Origin of the sequence: Algoriphagus marincola DSM 16067 (assembly GCF_000429405.1) — a bacterium.
Lineage (GTDB): Bacteria > Bacteroidota > Bacteroidia > Cytophagales > Cyclobacteriaceae > Algoriphagus > Algoriphagus marincola.
In genome coordinates this window covers 438,093-456,560 of record NZ_AUBU01000002.1, presented here as the reverse complement: position 1 = coordinate 456,560, position 18,468 = coordinate 438,093, and the positions used below count along the sequence as shown (strand labels likewise).

Annotated in this window: 16 protein-coding genes; 13 read left to right on the top strand and 3 right to left on the bottom strand. The window is 44.1% G+C overall.

Translation table 11 applies throughout. From position 1 onward, the window contains the following. The first annotated feature begins 91 nt into the window (after positions 1-91). The 7 genes from G457_RS0105090 to G457_RS0105060 all read left to right on the top strand — a co-directional run bounded on the left by G457_RS0105090 (position 92) and on the right by G457_RS0105060 (position 9,540). Entirely contained in the window at positions 92-616 is a 525-nt protein-coding gene (locus G457_RS0105090) for a hypothetical protein (RefSeq protein WP_155847087.1), read from the top strand. A gap of 52 nt (positions 617-668) precedes the next feature. Further along, positions 669-3,080: a TonB-dependent receptor plug domain-containing protein gene (locus tag G457_RS0105085; RefSeq protein ID WP_035483156.1), complete on the top strand. Its 2,412-nt coding sequence runs from the start codon at positions 669-671 to the stop codon at positions 3,078-3,080. A gap of 68 nt (positions 3,081-3,148) precedes the next feature. After that, positions 3,149-5,698, top strand: a complete 2,550-nt coding sequence (locus G457_RS21075; RefSeq protein ID WP_035483153.1) for a calcium-translocating P-type ATPase, PMCA-type — start codon at positions 3,149-3,151, stop codon at positions 5,696-5,698. A gap of 59 nt (positions 5,699-5,757) precedes the next feature. Continuing rightward, complete coding sequence (locus tag G457_RS0105075) at positions 5,758-6,597, top strand: metallophosphoesterase (RefSeq protein ID WP_026945493.1); 840 nt, start codon at positions 5,758-5,760, stop codon at positions 6,595-6,597. Between the two features lie 73 nt (positions 6,598-6,670). Continuing rightward, complete coding sequence (locus G457_RS0105070) at positions 6,671-7,972, top strand: APC family permease (RefSeq protein ID WP_026945492.1); 1,302 nt, start codon at positions 6,671-6,673, stop codon at positions 7,970-7,972. Positions 7,973-8,007: 35 nt separating this feature from the next. Further along, on the top strand, positions 8,008-8,877 hold the full coding sequence (locus G457_RS0105065) for a cation diffusion facilitator family transporter (RefSeq protein ID WP_026945491.1): 870 nt from the start codon (positions 8,008-8,010) through the stop codon (positions 8,875-8,877). 60 nt (positions 8,878-8,937) lie between these two features. After that, positions 8,938-9,540 (top strand): methylated-DNA--[protein]-cysteine S-methyltransferase, encoded by a 603-nt coding sequence (locus tag G457_RS0105060; RefSeq protein ID WP_026945490.1) that lies wholly within the window; start codon positions 8,938-8,940, stop codon positions 9,538-9,540. On the opposite strand, the gene G457_RS0105055 is transcribed toward G457_RS0105060, so the two are convergent. The 3 genes from G457_RS0105055 to G457_RS0105045 all read right to left on the bottom strand — a co-directional run bounded on the left by G457_RS0105055 (position 9,537) and on the right by G457_RS0105045 (position 14,381). Then, on the bottom strand, positions 9,537-10,733 hold the full coding sequence (locus G457_RS0105055) for an acetate/propionate family kinase (protein ID WP_026945489.1): 1,197 nt from the start codon (positions 10,731-10,733) through the stop codon (positions 9,537-9,539). The two genes, G457_RS0105060 and G457_RS0105055, sit on opposite strands and share 4 nt — an antisense overlap. Beyond that, the gene (pta, locus tag G457_RS0105050) at positions 10,730-12,826 is read right to left on the bottom strand and encodes a phosphate acetyltransferase (protein WP_026945488.1); all 2,097 of its coding nucleotides are present in this window, start codon (positions 12,824-12,826) and stop codon (positions 10,730-10,732) included. Before pta ends, G457_RS0105055 begins: the two co-directional genes overlap by 4 nt. Before the next feature lie 421 nt (positions 12,827-13,247). After that, entirely contained in the window at positions 13,248-14,381 is a 1,134-nt protein-coding gene (locus G457_RS0105045) for a DUF819 family protein (protein ID WP_026945487.1), read from the bottom strand. A 129-nt stretch (positions 14,382-14,510) separates the two neighbouring features. Between G457_RS0105045 and G457_RS0105040 the strand changes: the two genes are divergently transcribed. The 6 genes from G457_RS0105040 (at position 14,511) to G457_RS0105015 (ending at position 18,360) form a co-directional block, all read left to right on the top strand. Next, positions 14,511-15,353, top strand: coding sequence for a VOC family protein (locus tag G457_RS0105040; protein ID WP_026945486.1), 843 nt, complete (start codon positions 14,511-14,513; stop codon positions 15,351-15,353). 11 nt (positions 15,354-15,364) lie between these two features. Further along, a complete protein-coding gene (locus G457_RS22740) occupies positions 15,365-15,541 on the top strand; it encodes a hypothetical protein (protein ID WP_155847086.1) in 177 nt (58 codons plus the stop codon). 100 nt (positions 15,542-15,641) lie between these two features. Further along, positions 15,642-16,049: a hypothetical protein gene (locus G457_RS0105030; protein WP_026945485.1), complete on the top strand. Its 408-nt coding sequence runs from the start codon at positions 15,642-15,644 to the stop codon at positions 16,047-16,049. Between the two features lie 125 nt (positions 16,050-16,174). Beyond that, positions 16,175-16,840 carry a YdeI/OmpD-associated family protein gene (locus tag G457_RS0105025; RefSeq protein ID WP_026945484.1) on the top strand — a complete coding sequence of 222 codons (666 nt, stop codon included), beginning with the start codon at positions 16,175-16,177 and terminating at the stop codon, positions 16,838-16,840. Between the two features lie 46 nt (positions 16,841-16,886). Then, positions 16,887-17,480: a DUF6434 domain-containing protein gene (locus G457_RS0105020; protein WP_026945483.1), complete on the top strand. Its 594-nt coding sequence runs from the start codon at positions 16,887-16,889 to the stop codon at positions 17,478-17,480. Positions 17,481-17,667: 187 nt separating this feature from the next. Next, a complete protein-coding gene (locus tag G457_RS0105015; RefSeq protein WP_026945482.1) occupies positions 17,668-18,360 on the top strand; it encodes a cyclase family protein in 693 nt (230 codons plus the stop codon). Positions 18,361-18,468: the final 108 nt, after the last annotated feature.

The following is an 18,468-nucleotide window of genomic DNA, read 5'->3' as shown; positions in this document are numbered from 1 at the left end:
CCTAAATAAACCTCCAATCAAAGGAAGCCTCCTATTTTCAAAAGAGATTCAGAAATCCTGAAAATTGGACGTAAATTCCATTCACAAACCCATGAAACAACTTCTGATCGCCATATTTCTTTGTGTGAGCATTGCCGGGCCGATGAGTCTGGGAATGGCTGCGTTCGAATTGCGCTTTTGGGAGTTGAGGGAAAATTTCTCGGAGCGATATACCCAAAGCGAAAATAAAGAACGCGTTCAGACCCTAATCTTTTCAAAAAGCGAAATCTCTCAAGTTTTGAAATGGGAGCATGATCGGGAATTTGAGTACCAAGGTCAGATGTATGACGTGCTGGAAATTCACGACAAAGGCGAACAAGTCGAATACCTGGTTTGGCATGATGAGGAAGAAAGCGAATTGAAAGAAAAAGAGCGCGAATACGAGGATTTTGAACATGAAAACCATGAAAGAGCCCAATCAAAAAGTTCTTTTCACCTCACTTTTTTCTTTCAGGAAATCCCACTAACAAGCTTCTTGAAATTATCTCCGGAGCCTTTAGACTCAGTCCAAATCGAAGCATCCTGGAATAATCTTAATACCCTTCCAGTCACCCCTCCTCCTATTCTATTCCGATGATTTAGCATTGCTGCTTATCGCCAGCATTTGTATCAATTAATCCAGAATAGAAATGAAATATTTTATGACCTGGGTGATTTGTTGTGCCTTGATTTTTGAAATGAGAAGTCAGACGATCATCATTTTGGACAAGGCCAATGAAGAACCAGTAAGTACTGCGGCAGTCAGTGATCCTGCCACGGGCAGAGTGGTTTTTGCCAATAAAAAAGGACAGGCAGACCTGAGTTCTTTCGCGGCATCTACTACCTTACAAATAAGCAGTTTTGGGTATAGCATCCTGATGATCCGAAAATCAGAATTGGCTTCGAGTGATGATCTGGTTTTCTACTTGGAGAAAAACAATCTGAATTTGGGAGAGGTAATCATCTCGGCCAATAAATGGACCCAAGACAGTCGGAACATCCCTCAAAAAATCACCCCTATCCCAAAGGCTGAAGTGGAATTTCAAAACCCTCAAACAGCAGCTGATTTGCTTGGGATTTCTGGCAAAGTCTATGTACAAAAAAGCCAACAAGGGGGAGGAAGCCCGATGATCAGAGGGTTTGCCACCAATAGACTTCTCTACTCGGTGGACGGAGTGCGGATGAATACGGCTATTTTCCGAGGAGGAAATATACAAAACGTCATCAACCTTGACCCTTTTGCCATTAGCAGTACGGAGGTCCTTTTCGGCCCTGCTTCTGTCATTTATGGGAGTGATGCTATTGGAGGAGTGATGAGTTTCCAAACATTGAATCCATCATTTTCTGTCAACGAAAAACCTGTAGTATCTGGCACCTTGCTTGGCCGATATTCGTCGGCTAATCAAGAAAATACGGGACATGCATCAGTGCAAATCGGCTGGAAAAAATGGGCCATTGCCACCAGTTTTACTTCTTGGGACTTTGATGATTTGAGGCAGGGAAGTAATGGTCCTGACGATTACCTGAAGCGTAACTATGTCGAGCGAATAGACGGAGAAGATGTGGTAATCCCAATCGAGGACCCTGCTTTGGTGCAGATTCCATCAGGTTACAATCAACGAAACTTGATGCAAAAGGTGCGTTTCCGCCCAAATGATGATTGGGAGTTTCAGTATGGTTTTCATTATTCGGCTACCTCTAGGTATGGGCGCTATGACCGGCACAATCGTGTCCGAAATGGACTTCCCCGCTATGCTGAATGGAATTATGGCCCGCAGAAATGGATGATGAATCACCTGAAAGTTTCCAATTTTCAGTCCAACGGCATCTATGATCGTGTAAACCTGAGTTTCGCCCTTCAAAATTTTGAAGAAAGCCGAATCGACCGGGACTTGAACAACCCGATTCGAAACACACAAATCGAAGAGGTCAATGCCTACTCGGCCAATTTAGATTTTATTAAAAACTTAAATCCCCAGAATTACCTATTCTATGGCTTGGAGTGGGTTTTAAATGATGTAAACTCTTCGGGTTTTACGACAAACATCGATTCAGAAATTCAGGAAGATGGACCTTCCCGCTATCCCAATTCCACTTGGACCTCTTTTGGAGCCTATCTCAATTGGGAGTCAAAAATCCATGAAAAAGCGACTCTTCAAACAGGCCTTCGATACAGTCATTTTGGAATCGAGAGTCAATTTGATACCCGCTTTTTCCCTTTTCCCTTTGAAGAGGCAAGTCTACAAAATGGCAACCTGACGGGAAGTGTGGGAATCATTTGGAATCCGGCTGAATCCTGGATCCTCAGCACCAATTTAGGAACCGCATTCCGCTCTCCAAATGTGGATGACATCGGGAAGGTATTTGATTCGGAACCCGGGGCTGTCACCGTCCCCAACCCAAATTTAAATCCGGAGTACGCCTACAACTGGGATATTTCTATTGCCAAAGTGATCAATGAGACTTTGAAGATTGACCTGACTGGCTTCTACACGCTGCTTGATAATGCCTTGGTACGTAGAAACTTCCAATTAAATGGTCAGGACAGTATCTTCTATGCCGGAGAACTGAGCCAAGTACAAGCTATCCAAAATGCAGCCCAAGCTCGAGTTTACGGTTTACAGTTGGGTATGCAGATCAAATTGAGTAGCCGCTTTACTTTCCTTACGGAAATGAATTTCCAAGAAGGGGAAGAAGAGCTGGATGATGGAAGCATAAGCTCCTCTAGACATGCGGCACCTTTCTTTGGAGTGAGCCGAATCGACTATCAGGCGAAGAAGCTTCGCGCTCAACTCTATGTGGATTATCAAGGTGAAAGAAGTTTTGAAAATTTAGCCTTCGAAGAGCAGCGAAAAGATGAAATCTATGCCAAGGACGAAAATGGGAACAACTACTCTCCAGCTTGGTACACGCTCAATCTGAAGTTTTCCTACCCTTTGACTGATTTTCTTTTTCTAAATGTTGGATTGGAAAATATAACCGATCAGCGCTACCGACCTTACAGCTCCGGGATCTCCGGACCTGGTCGTAATTGGGTTTTCTCCCTAAGGGGAAATTTCTAAGTATTGTTTAAAGTCTGGGGTTTTCCTCAGACTTTTTTTTAATTTAATCAGTGAACGCCCAGACTTTTATGATAGACTACCCCCAGTCCCCCGAAGAAATACAAGCCTACCTGAAAAATGGCCTTAGCAAGGAAGAAGCGGCTAAACGACTGGATCAATTTGGGCCTAATCAACTGAAAGAAAAAAAGAAGAAATCCACCTTCCAACTTTTTCTAGACCAATTCAAAGACTTTATGATTACCATTTTGGTCATCGCTGCTGTATTCTCAGGCATTGCCGGAGAATGGTCAGATACGATTATCATTTTGGTCATAGTTGTTTTGAATGCCATCATGGGCTTCGTACAAGAGTATCGTGCCGAAAAAGCTATGGAATCCCTCAAAAAAATGAGTGAGGTCCAGTCCCAAGTCATTCGGGGAGGAAAAAACCAAGTCTTACCCTCCCGGGATTTGGTGCCGGGCGATTTAGTACTCTGTGAGGCGGGGAATATGATCCCGGCAGATATTCAATTATTGGAAGAGAATGCCATTAAAGTCGATGAGTCTTCGCTGACTGGAGAGTCAGTCCCTGTGGAAAAAGAGGCAAGTAAATCCATCACCCCATCTGCTGAAATCGATTCTCCTACACACCTTTTTAAAGGCACGCTACAAACCAATGGACGCGGGATGGGAATCATTTTGGCAACCGGAATGAATACCCAACTGGGGAAAATCGCCGATTTACTTCAGGAAAAAAGGCCGAACACTCCTCTTCAAATTCGAATGGAGAAATTCGGCAAAACCATTTCACTTTTTATCCTTTTGATTTGTCTGGTGATTTTTGGAATGGGTATTCTGAGAGGAGAAGACCCCATCCCCCTAATGCTTGTCAGCGTGAGTCTAGCCGTGGCGGCCATTCCAGAAGCATTACCCGCTTTGATCACCATTGCGCTATCTTTGGGCGCAGCCCGACTTGCAAAAAAGGAGACTTTGATACGCAAACTACCCGCCGTGGAAAGCTTGGGCTCCATCACCTTCATTTGCACGGATAAAACCGGTACCCTCACCAAAAATCAGATGAAAGTGGTCCGGAAAGAAGCCTCCGAAGAATCATTTCCGGAAGGCCCGAATCCACTTCACTTGGCTATGGCGCTCAATCATGATATTCAGTCCAACGAGGAAGGGGATTTCATGGGCGAAGCGACTGAGTTGGCATTGGTAGAGCATATCGTGGAAGATTTGGGTCAAAAGGAATACGAGCAGATTCATGAAAAATATCCCCGAGTCGGAGAGATCCCTTTTGATTCCGAGCGAAAGCGTATGAGTACTTTCCATCAATTTGAGGACCATGTTTTAGTCATTTGTAAAGGGGCTACTGAGACTATCCTCGACGTACTTGAAAAGGATATTTCTTCAGAAGAAATTATAAAAATGTCCGACCAATGGGCTTCTGAGGGAGAGCGGGTTCTCGCTTTTGCAGGAAAACTCATCCCCTTCCTTCCGGCAGAAGAAGAATGGGAGAATTTGGAAAAAGACCTGTCTTTTTGGGGTTTGGCGGGCATGATAGACCCTCCTCGAGAAGAAGTGAAAGAAGCTATTCAGGAATGTAAAACGGCGGGTATTCAACCTGTCATGATTACTGGAGATCATCCCGAAACTGCCAAAACCATTGCTGAGCAAGTTGGTATTTTGGAGGAAGGCAGACTATCCATCAGCGGCTCGGAATTGCGTGAGCTTTCAGATGAAGATTTTGAAAAGCAAATCGAAAAAATCAGTGTTTATGCTCGGGTTTCTCCCGACCAAAAATTACGAATCGTCAAAACCCTTCAAAGTAAAGGACAATTTGTAGCCATGACAGGAGATGGGGTGAATGACGCCCCGTCCCTTCGAGCAAGTACGATTGGAGTGGCGATGGGAATTACCGGTACAGACGTGAGCAAAGAAGCCGCACACATGATACTTTTGGATGATAACTTTGCTACCATCGTGCGAGCAATCCGGGAAGGCAGAAGAATTTTTGACAACATCCGGAAGTTCATCAAGTACATCATGACCTGTAATGGGGCAGAGATTTTGACAATTACGCTTGCTCCATTTTTGGGTATGCCGATCCCCCTTCTTCCCATTCATATTCTGTGGATCAATTTGGTTACTGATGGCATCCCGGCATTGGCATTGGCAAAGGAAAAAGCCGAAAGCAATATCATGAAACGGCCTCCACGACCACCAAAGCAAAGCCTTTTTGCTGATGGTGTAGGGATTCACATCCTTTGGGTGGGCACCTTGATGGCAGGGGTAACACTCTTTACGCAATATTGGGCTATCCGAAATGAATGGCATTGGCAAACCATGGTTTTTTCCGTCTTAGCATTATCCCAATTGGGGCATGTCATGGCAGTAAGAAGCGACCGTGATTTCCTTTTCAAACAAGGGCTCTTCAGTAATCTGCCTTTGATTCTCGCCGTTTTAGGAATGATTGCTTTACAGATATTGGTGATTTATGTGCCCGTTTTCAATAAGCTTTTTCATACAGAGGCGTTGAATCTACCCGAGCTACTGATTTGTGGAGGGATGGGTTTGGTTGTTTTTCATGCTGTGGAAATGGAGAAACTAGTGAAAAAATTGCGAAGGAACAGCTGAATATGCTTGCATAGTTGAGCATTTTCGAAAAAAAGTCTGTGCAAGAGAAACGAAAACTCATGAATAGAAGAAAGTTTTTAAAATCCGGAATAGCATTGGGAACTGCTCTGGCAGCTGGTGGAATTTATGCATGGAAAATCGAGCCTTATTGGTTGGAATTTGTTCGCCTCCCCATGCCTGTCAAAAATTTACCCAAAGAGCATGTAGGGAAAACCCTCATCCAACTTTCTGATATCCATGTCGGTGATAGGGTTCCTGCTGATTACTTGATAGAATCCATGAGAAAAGCACAGGCCTTAAATCCCGATTGGGTTGTTTATACGGGGGACTTCACGCATTTCAAAAACTCCGAGCAGTACAGCCAACTCAGCACTGTGCTCCAATCAGCTACCAAGGGAAAAATAGGAACTTTCGCCTCCTTAGGAAACCACGATTATGGACATGCTTGGTCCATGCCCGAGGTAGCAGATGAAACCACTTCTATCCTCGAAAATGCAGGAATCAAGACTTTAAGGGATCAAAAATACAACTCGGAGGGATTGACGATATACGGAGTGGAAGACCTCTGGGGCACTAATTTCAATCCCGAAAAAGTGATGAAAACCTGGGATCCCAAAGAAGCCGCTCTCGTGATGTGTCATAACCCTGATGCCTGTGATCTACCGGTTTGGAACGGTTATGATGGTTGGGTTTTGGCTGGCCATACCCACGGAGGTCAAGTCAGACCACCTTTCCTTCCGCCACCTATTCTGCCCGTCCAAAATAGACGCTACGACCAGGGAAAGATTGACCTGGAAGATGGACGAACCCTTTACATCAATCGGGCTCTAGGAAATTACTTCCCTATCCGCCTGAATGTCCGACCTGAAATAACCGTTTTCACCCTTACCCAAGCATAAGTCCAATCTTCCATTTAATTCTTTCCCCAATCTGATTATCTTCCGAATTCATTTTTACAAAAAATAAAAATCGGTGTCATTAGAAAAACAGGAAAAACTACCAAGAAACCTTGGACTTTGGGCCATTTGGATGCTTGTAGTCAACGGATTTATTGGAGCAGGAATCTTTGGATTGCCTTCCGGCGCAGCGGATTTGGCAGGAGATTACAGCGTTTGGATTTATGCTTTTTGTGCACTGCTCATGCTTCCGGTGATTTTGAGCTTTGCCGAAGTTGGGAGTTACTTTAGGGGGACAGGCGGCCCGATCAAATACGGAACGCAAGCTTTTGGAGGGTTCGTAGGTTTTCAAGGTGGCTGGTTGTATTACCTCGCCCGGCTGATTTCCTTCGCCGCCAACACGGTCCTTTTATCAGACAGCATCGCCTATTTTTTTCCTGGTGCAGGAGAAGGCACCGGTCGTCTTTTTACCATTTTGCTTACCATTCTGGGACTTAGTTCGGTGAATATTTTGGGTTCGAGTGAGTCCATCCGATCCATGACCTTTTTCACCGTTATCAAATTTGGAGTCTTGATAAGCTTGGTTTTTGGAGGCTTTGTACTTTTGGGAGACACCATGGTCCCAACATTTGATTCAGCGCTTCCTCAGGCGGGAGATTTAGGTGCGGCAGCCTTGCTTTTGATTTATGCTTTTGTAGGCTTTGAGGGGGCGATTGTCCCTGCAGGAGAAGCTAAAAAACCCGAGCGAGACATGCCCATGGGGCTAATTCTAGGACTTATAGTTGTGGTGATTTTATACATGCTGATCCAACTAGTGGCTATGGCAGCAGTCCCAAATTTGGCAGAATCCACCACTCCCCTATTAGACACAGCATCCAACCTCTTTGGGGAATTTGGAGCCTACTTTCTGATGGTTGGTGTGGCCACCTCCGTAATCGCCAATCTGATTAGCTCCATGTTTTCCGCTACGCGTGTCACCTATGCACTTTCACTAGAAAATTCCCTCCCAGCTTGGTTTGGAAAGGTCCACAATCGCTTTCTTACACCCGCCAATTCAGTCCTATTTTTCGGAATCGCAGCCTTTATCCTAGCGGCCATGGGCTCTTTCCGGTTCCTGGCGGCCATGACAGTTTTATCCCGGCTTTTCCTATTTATCATGACTTGTGCAGCCGTACCTGCACTTCGACCAAAGTTCCGTGGACAAGGAAGATTTATTTTAAAAGGCGGCTATCTAATTCCAATTTTAGGAATTTTGTCTTGCCTGTGGCTGATGATGCAAGTAAGCTGGGAATCAGTTTGGATGACAGGAATCTTTGTATTGATTGGAACGGGTCTGTATTGGATCGGAAAGCGACAAGCAGATAATTCCACAGAATAAACGCTTAGCTTTTCCGATAAATAGTAATTTCGTCCATGTCCCAGGAGAAACTTGCCATCCGTACCGTAATTTTCAGCATGCTGGGAAATGCGCTGCTCTCAGGAATCAAATTTCTGGCAGGTATTTTCGGAAATTCCTTTGCGCTGATCGCTGATGCTATTGAGTCCTTGGTGGATGTTTTTTCAAGTATTTTGGTTTTGATCGGCTTGAAATATGCACAGCGGCCGGCAGACGAAAATCACCCCTACGGACATGGAAAAGCTGAAGCCCTGATTACCTTTTTGGTGGTGGGTTTTCTAATCGTCTCGGCGGTGACCATTGCCTATCAGGCCATTCAAAATATCCGCACACCACATGAGGGACCGGCATCTTGGACCTTGGCGGTTTTGGCAGCGATTATTATGTGGAAAGAAATATCCTACCGATTTGTACTTAATCGCAGCAAAAAGCTTCAATCGAGCTCCCTCCGAGCCGAAGCTTGGCATCATCGCAGTGATGCTATTACTTCAGTAGCTGCATTTATTGGGATTTTGATCGCGATTTGGGGTGGTGAGGGCTATGAAAAGGCTGATGATTATGCAGCCACTTTTGCCGCAGGCTTCATTCTCTACAATTGCTACCTTATTTTTCGGCCGGCACTTGGGGAAGTCATGGATGAAGACACGCATGATGACTTGACTGCCGAAATCCGAAAAGTCGCACTGACAGTAGAAGGAATCACTGGTACAGAAAAATGCTTTATTCGAAAAGCGGGTATTAAATTCCACGTTGATTTGCATGCTAATGTGGACGGGGACTTGACTGTGAGAGAAGGACATGACATCGCCCATGATCTCAAGGATACTTTGAAGAAAGAAATCCCCGAACTAGGGCATATCTTGATACATATCGAGCCATTCGATTAGAGGCTGACAATTGATGTCTTTACAAATCCTCTTCTGCGTTTTTTAAGCTAATTTGAGACCATGGAAAAAATCCTAACCACAAGTTACAAAAGCCCCGTCGGCGAATTGATCCTTGGAGCTTTTCAAGGTCGACTTTGCCTTTGTGACTGGCAATATCGGAGGATGAGAAAGGCAGTGGACGAACGTATCCAAAAAGGACTAAATGCTGATTTTTTGAACTTTGATATTGATTCGGAGAAGAAAAAAACCACTTCAGCTACAGATAAGGATTTTAGACCTGAAAATATCGAAGTCATCCAAGAGGCTATCAAACAGTTAGAGAGTTATTTTTCCGGAAATCGAAAAACCTTTGATGTGCCGTTAAGCATGGTTGGAACAGATTTCCAGCAGAGCGTTTGGAAGGAATTGATGGAAATCCCTATTGGTGAAACGAGAAGCTACTTGGAACTTTCCCGGCAATTGGGTAATCCGGATGCAATCCGTGCGGTCGCTTCTGCCAATGGTGCTAATGCAATTTCCATCATTATTCCCTGTCATCGGATTATTGGTTCGGATGGAAGCCTGGTTGGCTATGCCGGAGGCTTGGATGCAAAAAAGAAACTATTACGGCTTGAGGGAGCGAAACCTTTAAAAAACCAAAACCAGCTTGATTTTTTTAACTAGGCGAATAACCCGAAGCACTGCTTCGCAATTTCCAATTCTTCGTTGGTTGGGATGACCATGAGTTTGACCTTAGAATCCAAGGTTTGAATCTCCTGAATTCCTTTACCTAAACTCTCATTTTTCCCCAAATCCATCTGGATGCCGAGATAGTCCATATTTTCACAAACCAATTTTCGGGTCAAGCCATCATTTTCACCCACTCCTCCTGTAAAAATCACCCCGTCCAACCCATTCATACAAGCAGTGAATGCGCCTATATATTTTTTGATGCGGTAAGCGTACAAGTCATAGGCAAGTTGGGCACGAGGATCCCCTTCCTGCAGGTGCTTCTGAATATCCCGCATATCGCTAAAGCCTGTCAGGCCAAGCATGCCGCTCTTTTTATTCAAAAGATTATTAACCTCATCGAGGCTATAGCCCAGTTGATTGACCAAATAAAAAATGACTGCCTGATCGATGTCCCCTGCCCGGGTTCCCATAATCAAGCCATTCATGGGCCCCATACCCATGCTGGTATCAATCGATTTCCCATTTTGAATGGCAGCCATACTGCAGCCATTGCCCAAGTGAATGCTGATAAGCTTAATATTTTGACTTCCTAAATAATCTATCGCGCGCTCGGAGACATATTTATGGCTGGTACCATGAAATCCATAGGCTCGAATACCATGTTTCTCATAAAACTCATTGGGAATGGCCATCCGAAAAGCAACAGGAGGCTGTGTCTGATGAAAAGCCGTGTCAAAAACAGCCATTTGCTTGGCCTCAGAAAAAATCTCTTCCGCCACTTCTATACCCAAGTAATTTGCTGGATTATGTAGCGGAGCAAGGGGAAAAAGCTCCTTGATTTTTGCTTTTACCTCAGAACTGATCAGTTGAGTACTGGCAAATTTTTCTCCTCCGTGTACTACCCGATGTCCAACCGCTTCTACCTGCTTTGGATCAGAAATGACGCCTATCTCAGGATCTGTCAGATATTTAGCAACCAACCTCAAACCCTCAGAATGAGAATTAATAGCTTTGGTTTCACTTCGTTCTATTTTCTCCTTTGGCAAAAAAGCCTTATAGTCAATTCGGGACTCATCCAACCCAATTCGATCCACTATTCCTGAACAAATTACCTGCTCATCGGGCATTTGGATCAACTGATATTTGATGGAACTACTTCCGGAATTAATGACAAAGATTTTCATTTGGCTGATTCTTGTGCTTGAATGGCTGTGATTACAACCGTATTAAAGATATCAATCACCGTACATCCTCGACTCAGGTCATTGACGGGTTTGTTAAGCCCTTGGAGCATAGGACCTATGGCAATAGCCCCGGTTTCCCGCTGCACGGCTTTGTAGGTGTTATTTCCTGTGTTGAGATCTGGGAAAATCAATACACTTGCCTGTCCGGCTACCTCGGAATAGGGAAGTTTTTGCCTACCTACAATCGGGTCTACTGCTGCATCGTATTGAATAGGCCCCTCAATTTTAAGTTCTGGACGTCTGGATTTGACGATTTCGGTAGCCTTGCGTACTTTCTCTACCTCCTCCCCTGCTCCGGATGTTCCCGAGGAATAGGATAGCATCGCCACCTTGGGCTCTATACCAAACATCAATGCCGATTCGGCTGAAGATATGGCGATATCCGCCAACTGCTCGGAAGTGGGATTTGGTACGACAGCGCAGTCTCCAAAAACTGAGACACGATTAGGGAGACACATAAAGAAGACCGAGGAAACGGTATTAACTCCGGGTTTGGTTTTGACAAACTGCAAGGCAGGTCGAATCGTATGTTGGGTAGTATGCACTGCTCCGGAAACCATGCCATCAGCATGTCCTTTGTAGACCATCATAGTTCCAAAGTAGGAAACATCATGCATGAGGTCCCTTGCAGTGGTAAGTGAAACACCCTTTGCTTTGCGAAGCTCATACAATTCCTGCGCATACTCTTCAAATCGCTCCGATGTAGCAGGTTCTACAATTTTGATTCGGTCATAGTCCGTAGAAATATTCAGACGAGCCATCATGGATTCGATCTCCTCTCGATTTCCCAAAAGAGTAAGCTCAACCACTTCCTGTCGCAGAAGCATATCAGCTGCTTGCAAAATCCGTTCATCTGTTCCCTCTGGCAAGACGATGTGTTTTTTATGACTTTTGGCCCGCTTGACGATCTGATATTGAAACATCCGAGGAGTCAGAATCTCCGAACTAAATGACCCCATTCGATCATCTAGTGCCTTTTCATCCACATATTCCTCAAAAAGCCGAATAGCCAAGGCGATTTTTTCCTTATCCTCCGGTGCAATACGGGCGCGAATTTCATTGACTTTAGTCACGACCATAAAAGTCCCATCGTCCACCTGCAAAATCGGCACAATCGTCTCCAAACCTTCCAAAAGCTTGACGATGGAGGGCTCAGGATGCATTCCTCCCGAAACGATGACCCCGGCTATCTTCCCGAAGTTCCTGGAGATATTGGCCTGGAGAGAACCTATCAAGATATCCCCACGATCCCCCGGAGTGACTACGAGGGTATTATCATTAATTCGATCTAAGAAATTGTGAAGCTGCATGGCTCCCACGACTGATTGATCCACCCGATTGGTCAGGTACTGCTCCCCAAAAAGCAACTTGGCTCCCAAGGAATCCATAATTTCTCCCATTGTAGGATTGCTAAGCTGCTCATGGCTAGGAATAGCGCTGATCAGAATACTTTTTGGAAGAATATGCTTGAGCCGTCTAAGGATCTCATCCCGCTTGGATGGCTTGACTTTATTTGCGATGAGGGAAAGGACCTGAACCTCCTGACTGAGGTAGCTATTGACGCTTGCCATGGCCAGATCGATGATTTCTGAGGTCGTCCGATGGGCGCAATTGAGAATAATGGCAGCAGGGATTCCCAAGTTTTTGGCTATGCTGATATTCCCGTCAAACTCCACATTGGTGCTTACGTCCGAAAAATCAGTTCCTTCTACCACGATAAAATCTGCCGATTCTTTCAGAGAATTAAACTTCTCAATGATTACATCTATAAGAAAGGCCTCATTACTCTTATTAATTTCCTTGAAGGCATTTTTCCGAGTGAAGGCATACATTTCATCATAGCGCTGATGAAGGTTGAAGTGCTTCCCAAGCAGTTCCAAACGCCGGTCTTTATCTCTCTTATTACCTGTTATAATGGGCTTGAAATAGGCCAATCGATCCGTTTTGGCAGCCAGCATATTCATTAGGCCCAAGGCAAAAATGGATTTGCCGGAAAAGGGTTCAGTTGTGGTGAGATAAATCGCTTTGGTCATAATATTCTAAAAACTAAATGAATCTGAGGCAAAATTGCTCCCGATAAGTTTAAAAATACCTGATAAAGATCAGCTGACAAGGAAATTTTTCTTTTTCAAGATTTACCAAAGTTGGGAAGGGTTAAAACCAACAATGGTTAGATGCTTGGGGTTCGAAGTTCGGGGTTTTCTGACCTTGAAAATTGACTATTGAGTTTGATAATTGATTATTATCAACTGGCTCCCACTGCCAAGGAAAACAGTTTTGGCGACGACCTTTCAACTTTTCCACCTCTCCCCTTACAATTCACTATTTACCTCTCACTACTTACCAATGAGATAGCCACGTCGCTTCTAGAATTACCCGAGAATCTAATGTTTTTCGTTCCAGCTCCTCGCTATAACGGCACCTTACAACCTTCCCTCTTTAAACTTTCCAATTCTAAAAAGTCCCCGCCACCAAGAACCCAATATAGGTCCCCAAGGCATTTCCCAAGCTGCCAACTAAGACTCCGGGGATTAGCAAATCAGGCCGATTCAAGCTTTCAGCAGCAGCGATAGCTGTCGTATTCCCTCCCACATTGGCCTGGGAAGCAACTGCGATCACATCCCAGTCCATTTTCAAAAGGGCACCTATTCCAAAAACAAAAATACCATGAATCAAAACCAGCAAACCCACAAACAGAATCAAAGTACCCGCCAATTCACCCACACCGGACAGCGCACTGATATCGCAAAGCGTCCCTATCACCCCCAGGAAAATCATAATCATAAAAAAGCCTAGAGTTTGCTTTCCGTGCATTTGCTTGACGGCAGGAAATTGTGCTAGAATCAAAGCAATAGTCGTCAAGGTGATAATCTCAGGGACTTGAGGAAAATACTCCGCCACTATTCCACTAATAACCATGGCCAAAAAGCCCAAAGCCAGCACGGAGGCCAAGGAAGACATGGAAATCACCTCAACCCCAGTACTCTTTGGGGTGCTTTGGGCGGATTGTAGTTTTTTTCGGGGAAAAAGCTTTTGAAGGTAGCGTGGCAAAATCAAGGTGGCGATAATCCAAGGCGTTCCGATCAAATTATCCACCACGGTAGTAGCAGCAAAGAGCGGCCCATTTTCATTGACTGCATAGCTCAGTGCTACTGCATTAAAATTGATACTGCCCCCGATATAGGTACCCGTGTACATTCCTGCCACTGCCCCGGCGAGTTCGCCAATCGCCGCTTCCGGCCTCACCAGTAACCAAGAGACAGCCACCCCAACCACAGTGCCCACAGTCCCAATACCAAACATCAGGAGTATGGGAATCCCGGCGTCTTTGAGACTTCGTAAGTCGACTTCAAGCAAGGCGATGAAAATCCCCAATGGGGCTAAGTACAAAAACACCCCGTCGTAGATTGGGTGCCCTTCCATCGCAGAGGGAATCAGTCCCACATTAGCAAAAAAGGCGCAGATCAAAATCACCCAAATGGGCGTACCCACCGTCCTCCCCCATGGAAAACGCGTCAACCAAATGCCAAAAAACACAGCCACACAAAGTGTAGCAGCAATAAAAAGCGGATGATCTTGAAATCCCATGTCGGGAAATTAGGGAAAGACATGGAATAAAAGCATAAAATCCAATGGAAATGATGACTAAAAAATCGGTCAGTGATTGTTTTTGAGGACTTGCTTCACTAAATTTTGAAAAGCAAGATTGTTTAGAATATGAAAAAGTTACTTTGGTCTCTAGTTTTTTCTGCCATACTAGTCTCCTGCAGCCCCAGTGCTGCACCTCCTGTACTCACTGAAGTTTCTACACCCGGCTATCATCCGGGGAGGGTAGTTTGGTACACCTTGGCTTCCCCCAATCCGGAAGTAGCCAAAAACTTCTATGAATCGGTTTTCGGCTGGACCACGACTCCCTATGGGGATAATAATCGAGAACTTTGGGTCTTTCAAAAAGATCAAAAGCCAGTAGCACTCATGGCCCGCTATAAAAGCGACAACAACTCCGGAGAATGGATAGGAAGTATCTCAGCAGAAGATGTGGAGCAGGCAAGTTCCGAAGCCAAATCCCTCGGTGCTACCATTCTAGCCAAACCCGTAGCTGTAGCCAATCAGGGGATGATTTCCTATGTTCAAGATCCTCAAGGGGCGCATTTCTCCTTGATTCGAATGGCAGGAGGAGACCCCGAACCTAATCTTGCTTCCCTAGACAGTTTTTTGGGTATGGAGCTTTGGTCCAACGATACAGAACAATCCCAAAAATTCTACACCGATATCCTTGACTATGAGATTGAAATGCGCCAGGAGGGAGATGTAGATTATACGGTATTCAAGAAGAATAACCTCAACTGCCTTGGAATGCTCCAAAACCCGGTAGAAAATGTGCGTAGTCACTGGCTTCCTTATATCAGGGTAGCAGATGTAAATGCTGCCTTGGCTAAGGCCAGAGAGCATGGAGCGACTGTCTTGCTAGAACCGAGTTTTGATATCCGAAACGGCTCGGTAGCCATTATTCTTGATCCTACCGGAGCCCCATTAGCCCTTCAAGTCTACAATCCTTAAACATTCCCAAAATGAAAAAGCGCATCATCAGTTTACTGCTTATACTTGGACTATCTCTCTTTTTGCCCGCCTGTGCCAATATGCATGTGACAGGAGGTGTGGGGCTCAACTTCAGCGGAGGCCCTTATGGCATGCGTGTCACCCCTTCAGTCAATGTGGGGATGTATGGGGGAGGCTATCGCTGGTAAGTAAGATTAGGATAAAAGGATATTTATGGCGTCTATCCCCCGGATTTGGGTGGATAATGGAGTTTTTATGGCGCCTAATTGAAGTAGTGCTGCATTAAAAATGAAATACCAAAATCTATATATTGACTTTGAGCCAAGTTGGGACACATATAATAAAGTGACAGAAATTATAGGGAGGACTCCTCAAAAACATCAAAAATCAAAATTTGATGAAAACGATGAACCTTCAACTTGGTGGCTTCAACTATTGGAAGATGAAGAAAATGACATTTATGTTGACTTCATTAATGTTTTCATGGACTTACTCGAGCCAAACTTTGAAAGGTTAAAATCCATTGGAATTGGTAAAGAGAATATTTTGATTTGGCTTGTTTATGAATACGACAGCCAATGTGCATTAGGATTTAACGCGAAAGAACTTGAACGGTTAGGAAAGAACGGAATAGCCTTGAACATTGACTGTTATGAAAGAAAAAAAAGAAAAAACGCAGAACAACAAGGCATATAGCTTATGTAGAGTGAACGGTTTTCAGCAAGGTTTTTACTCCGTAGCTAGCTTTGGTTTCGGTGGACAGGTAATTAATCGGCTTAAAACCCGCTGCTGCTCTTATTTTTATCTTTGCTTACTACCAAATGAACAAATCAGTTGACAACTATTTTATCGAAGGCTGTGGAAGATGTCCTTTGGGCGGCAGTCCTGACTGTAAGGTTCATGCTTGGACATCGGAACTGGCACTTTTACGAGAAATAGTCTTGAGCTGCAGCTTGACCGAAGGATCCAAATGGGGAGTCCCTTGCTACACTTTTCAAGACAAAAATATCCTAATCGTCAGTGCTTTTAAAGACTATTGCTCCATCAGTTTTTTCAAAGGGTCGCTGCTAAAGGACGATAAAAAGCTATTGGTAAAACCTGGGCCTAATTCCCAAGCAGGAAGACTAGCCAAGTTTACAACTATCCAAGATATTATCGGCATAGAAAAAGACTTAAAGGCCTACATCTACGAAGCTATTGAAGTCGAAAAAGCGGGAGTGAAGGTTCCTATGAAAAAGAATCCCGAGCCCATTCCTGAAGAGTTTGAGGAAAAATTGGATTCAGACCCTGTCTTGAAAGATGCATTTGAAGCATTGACCCCGGGAAGGCAGCGTGGCTATATTATTTATTTTTCCCAGCCCAAGCAATCAAAAACCAGAATAGCCCGAATAGAAAAATGTGAGCCCATGATCTTGTCTGGAATAGGTCTCCATGACAAGTACAAATCCATGAAAAAATCCGGAAATACCGTAAAAAAGCCTGGATAATTCTACTTTTTAAAAGGCTCCACCAATAAATCAAAATTTAATATAGATGAGTAGACCAAACTTTGAAGACATTAAATCCGGTGAGGAATTCAATAATTGGTATTGGTTAAAGGAAGAAATGGTCGCCATTTGCAAAAAGACCGGATTACCTCATACCGGTAGAAAATTTGACCTTCGAGACAGAATCATGTACGCCTTGGACCAGCCAGGCAAAGTGAAGCCTGTGCCCAAAAAGCAAAAGACAAAGTCAAGCTTTAACTGGGTAAAAGAGAGCTTAACCTTAGAGACAAAAATAACGGATAATGTATCCTTCGGCCCGAATTTCAGAGCATTTATGAAAAGTCAGCTAGGCGATAAATTTTCATGCCATAGCGACTTCATGGATTGGATGAAGTCTAATGTAGGAAAGACTCTCCAAGATGCGATCGAACAGTATAGGCTTTTTGAAATTAGGAAAAAGGATCCCAACTTCAAACGAAGCATTGCTGAAAGCAACATGTACAATCAATACACCCGGGATTTTATGAAAGATAATCCAAATGAAAGTCTTAAAAATTTACGGAGGTGCTGGATGCTTAAGAAGCAACTACCAACCAAAGATGGTTTTGTAAGGTATGAGCGATCGGATTTAGAATTATAAAGAATAACCTCTTCATTGAATTCTTAGGAGAGCTAATAGTTATTGGATACTATTGAAAATCTATCTTTGTGCACTGGGAATATTTAGTAAGTAAAGACAAGAGAGGAGACTTTTAAGTTTAGACCAATAAAATAAATCTGAAAGTAGATGGTCTTATCTTAGAAATTCATTAAGACCAGCGTTTTCTATGATCGAAATCATTGACCTGAGCCAAGAAATCTATGAAGGAATGCCTGTCTTCAAAGATCTTCCTTCCGTGAAAATGAGTATTCATAATTCGCATGAGGAATGGAATGGAGAAAAAAATCCTGCTGCGCGGACGCCAGCTGTTCACAAACTTGAGCTCGGAGAGCATACAGGCACTCATGTGGACGCCATCAATCACATGGCCATTGAGCACAAGGGAAAGTCGATTGATAAGATGCCCTTATCCATGTTTTATACAGAGGGAATCTGTCTAGATTTTTCGCATAAAGGACTCCGGGAGTTAATCGAAAAAGATGAAATAACAGAAGCATGCGGCAAAGCTGAAGTAGAGATAAAAGGAGGTGATACGGTTCTGCTATATACAGATCACTTTCGAAAGCATTTCGGATCCGAAAATTGGAAAAACGGTCCAGGAGTCTCCACCGAATGTGCAAGATGGCTAGGAGAAAGGGGAATAGCGGCATTTGGGGTGGAAACCATGTCACCGGGTGTATCGGGTGTCTCCAATCGAGAGGTTCATCATATCTGCGGAGAGCTGAACTTTACTCATTACGAAAATATGATCAACCTACATCAACTAATCGGTAGGGGTAGATTTCGATTTGTGGGCTTGCCATTGAAAATCCGAGGAGGAACTGGATCTCCGATCAGAGCAGTAGCAATTTTTGACTAGGGAAACCCCTGCCACCATTAAACTGATAAAATTGATTTTTCCCATCCTGTGAAACTTTTACAATAAAGAAAAACTTCCTTTACGACTACTTTACATTGGAAATACATC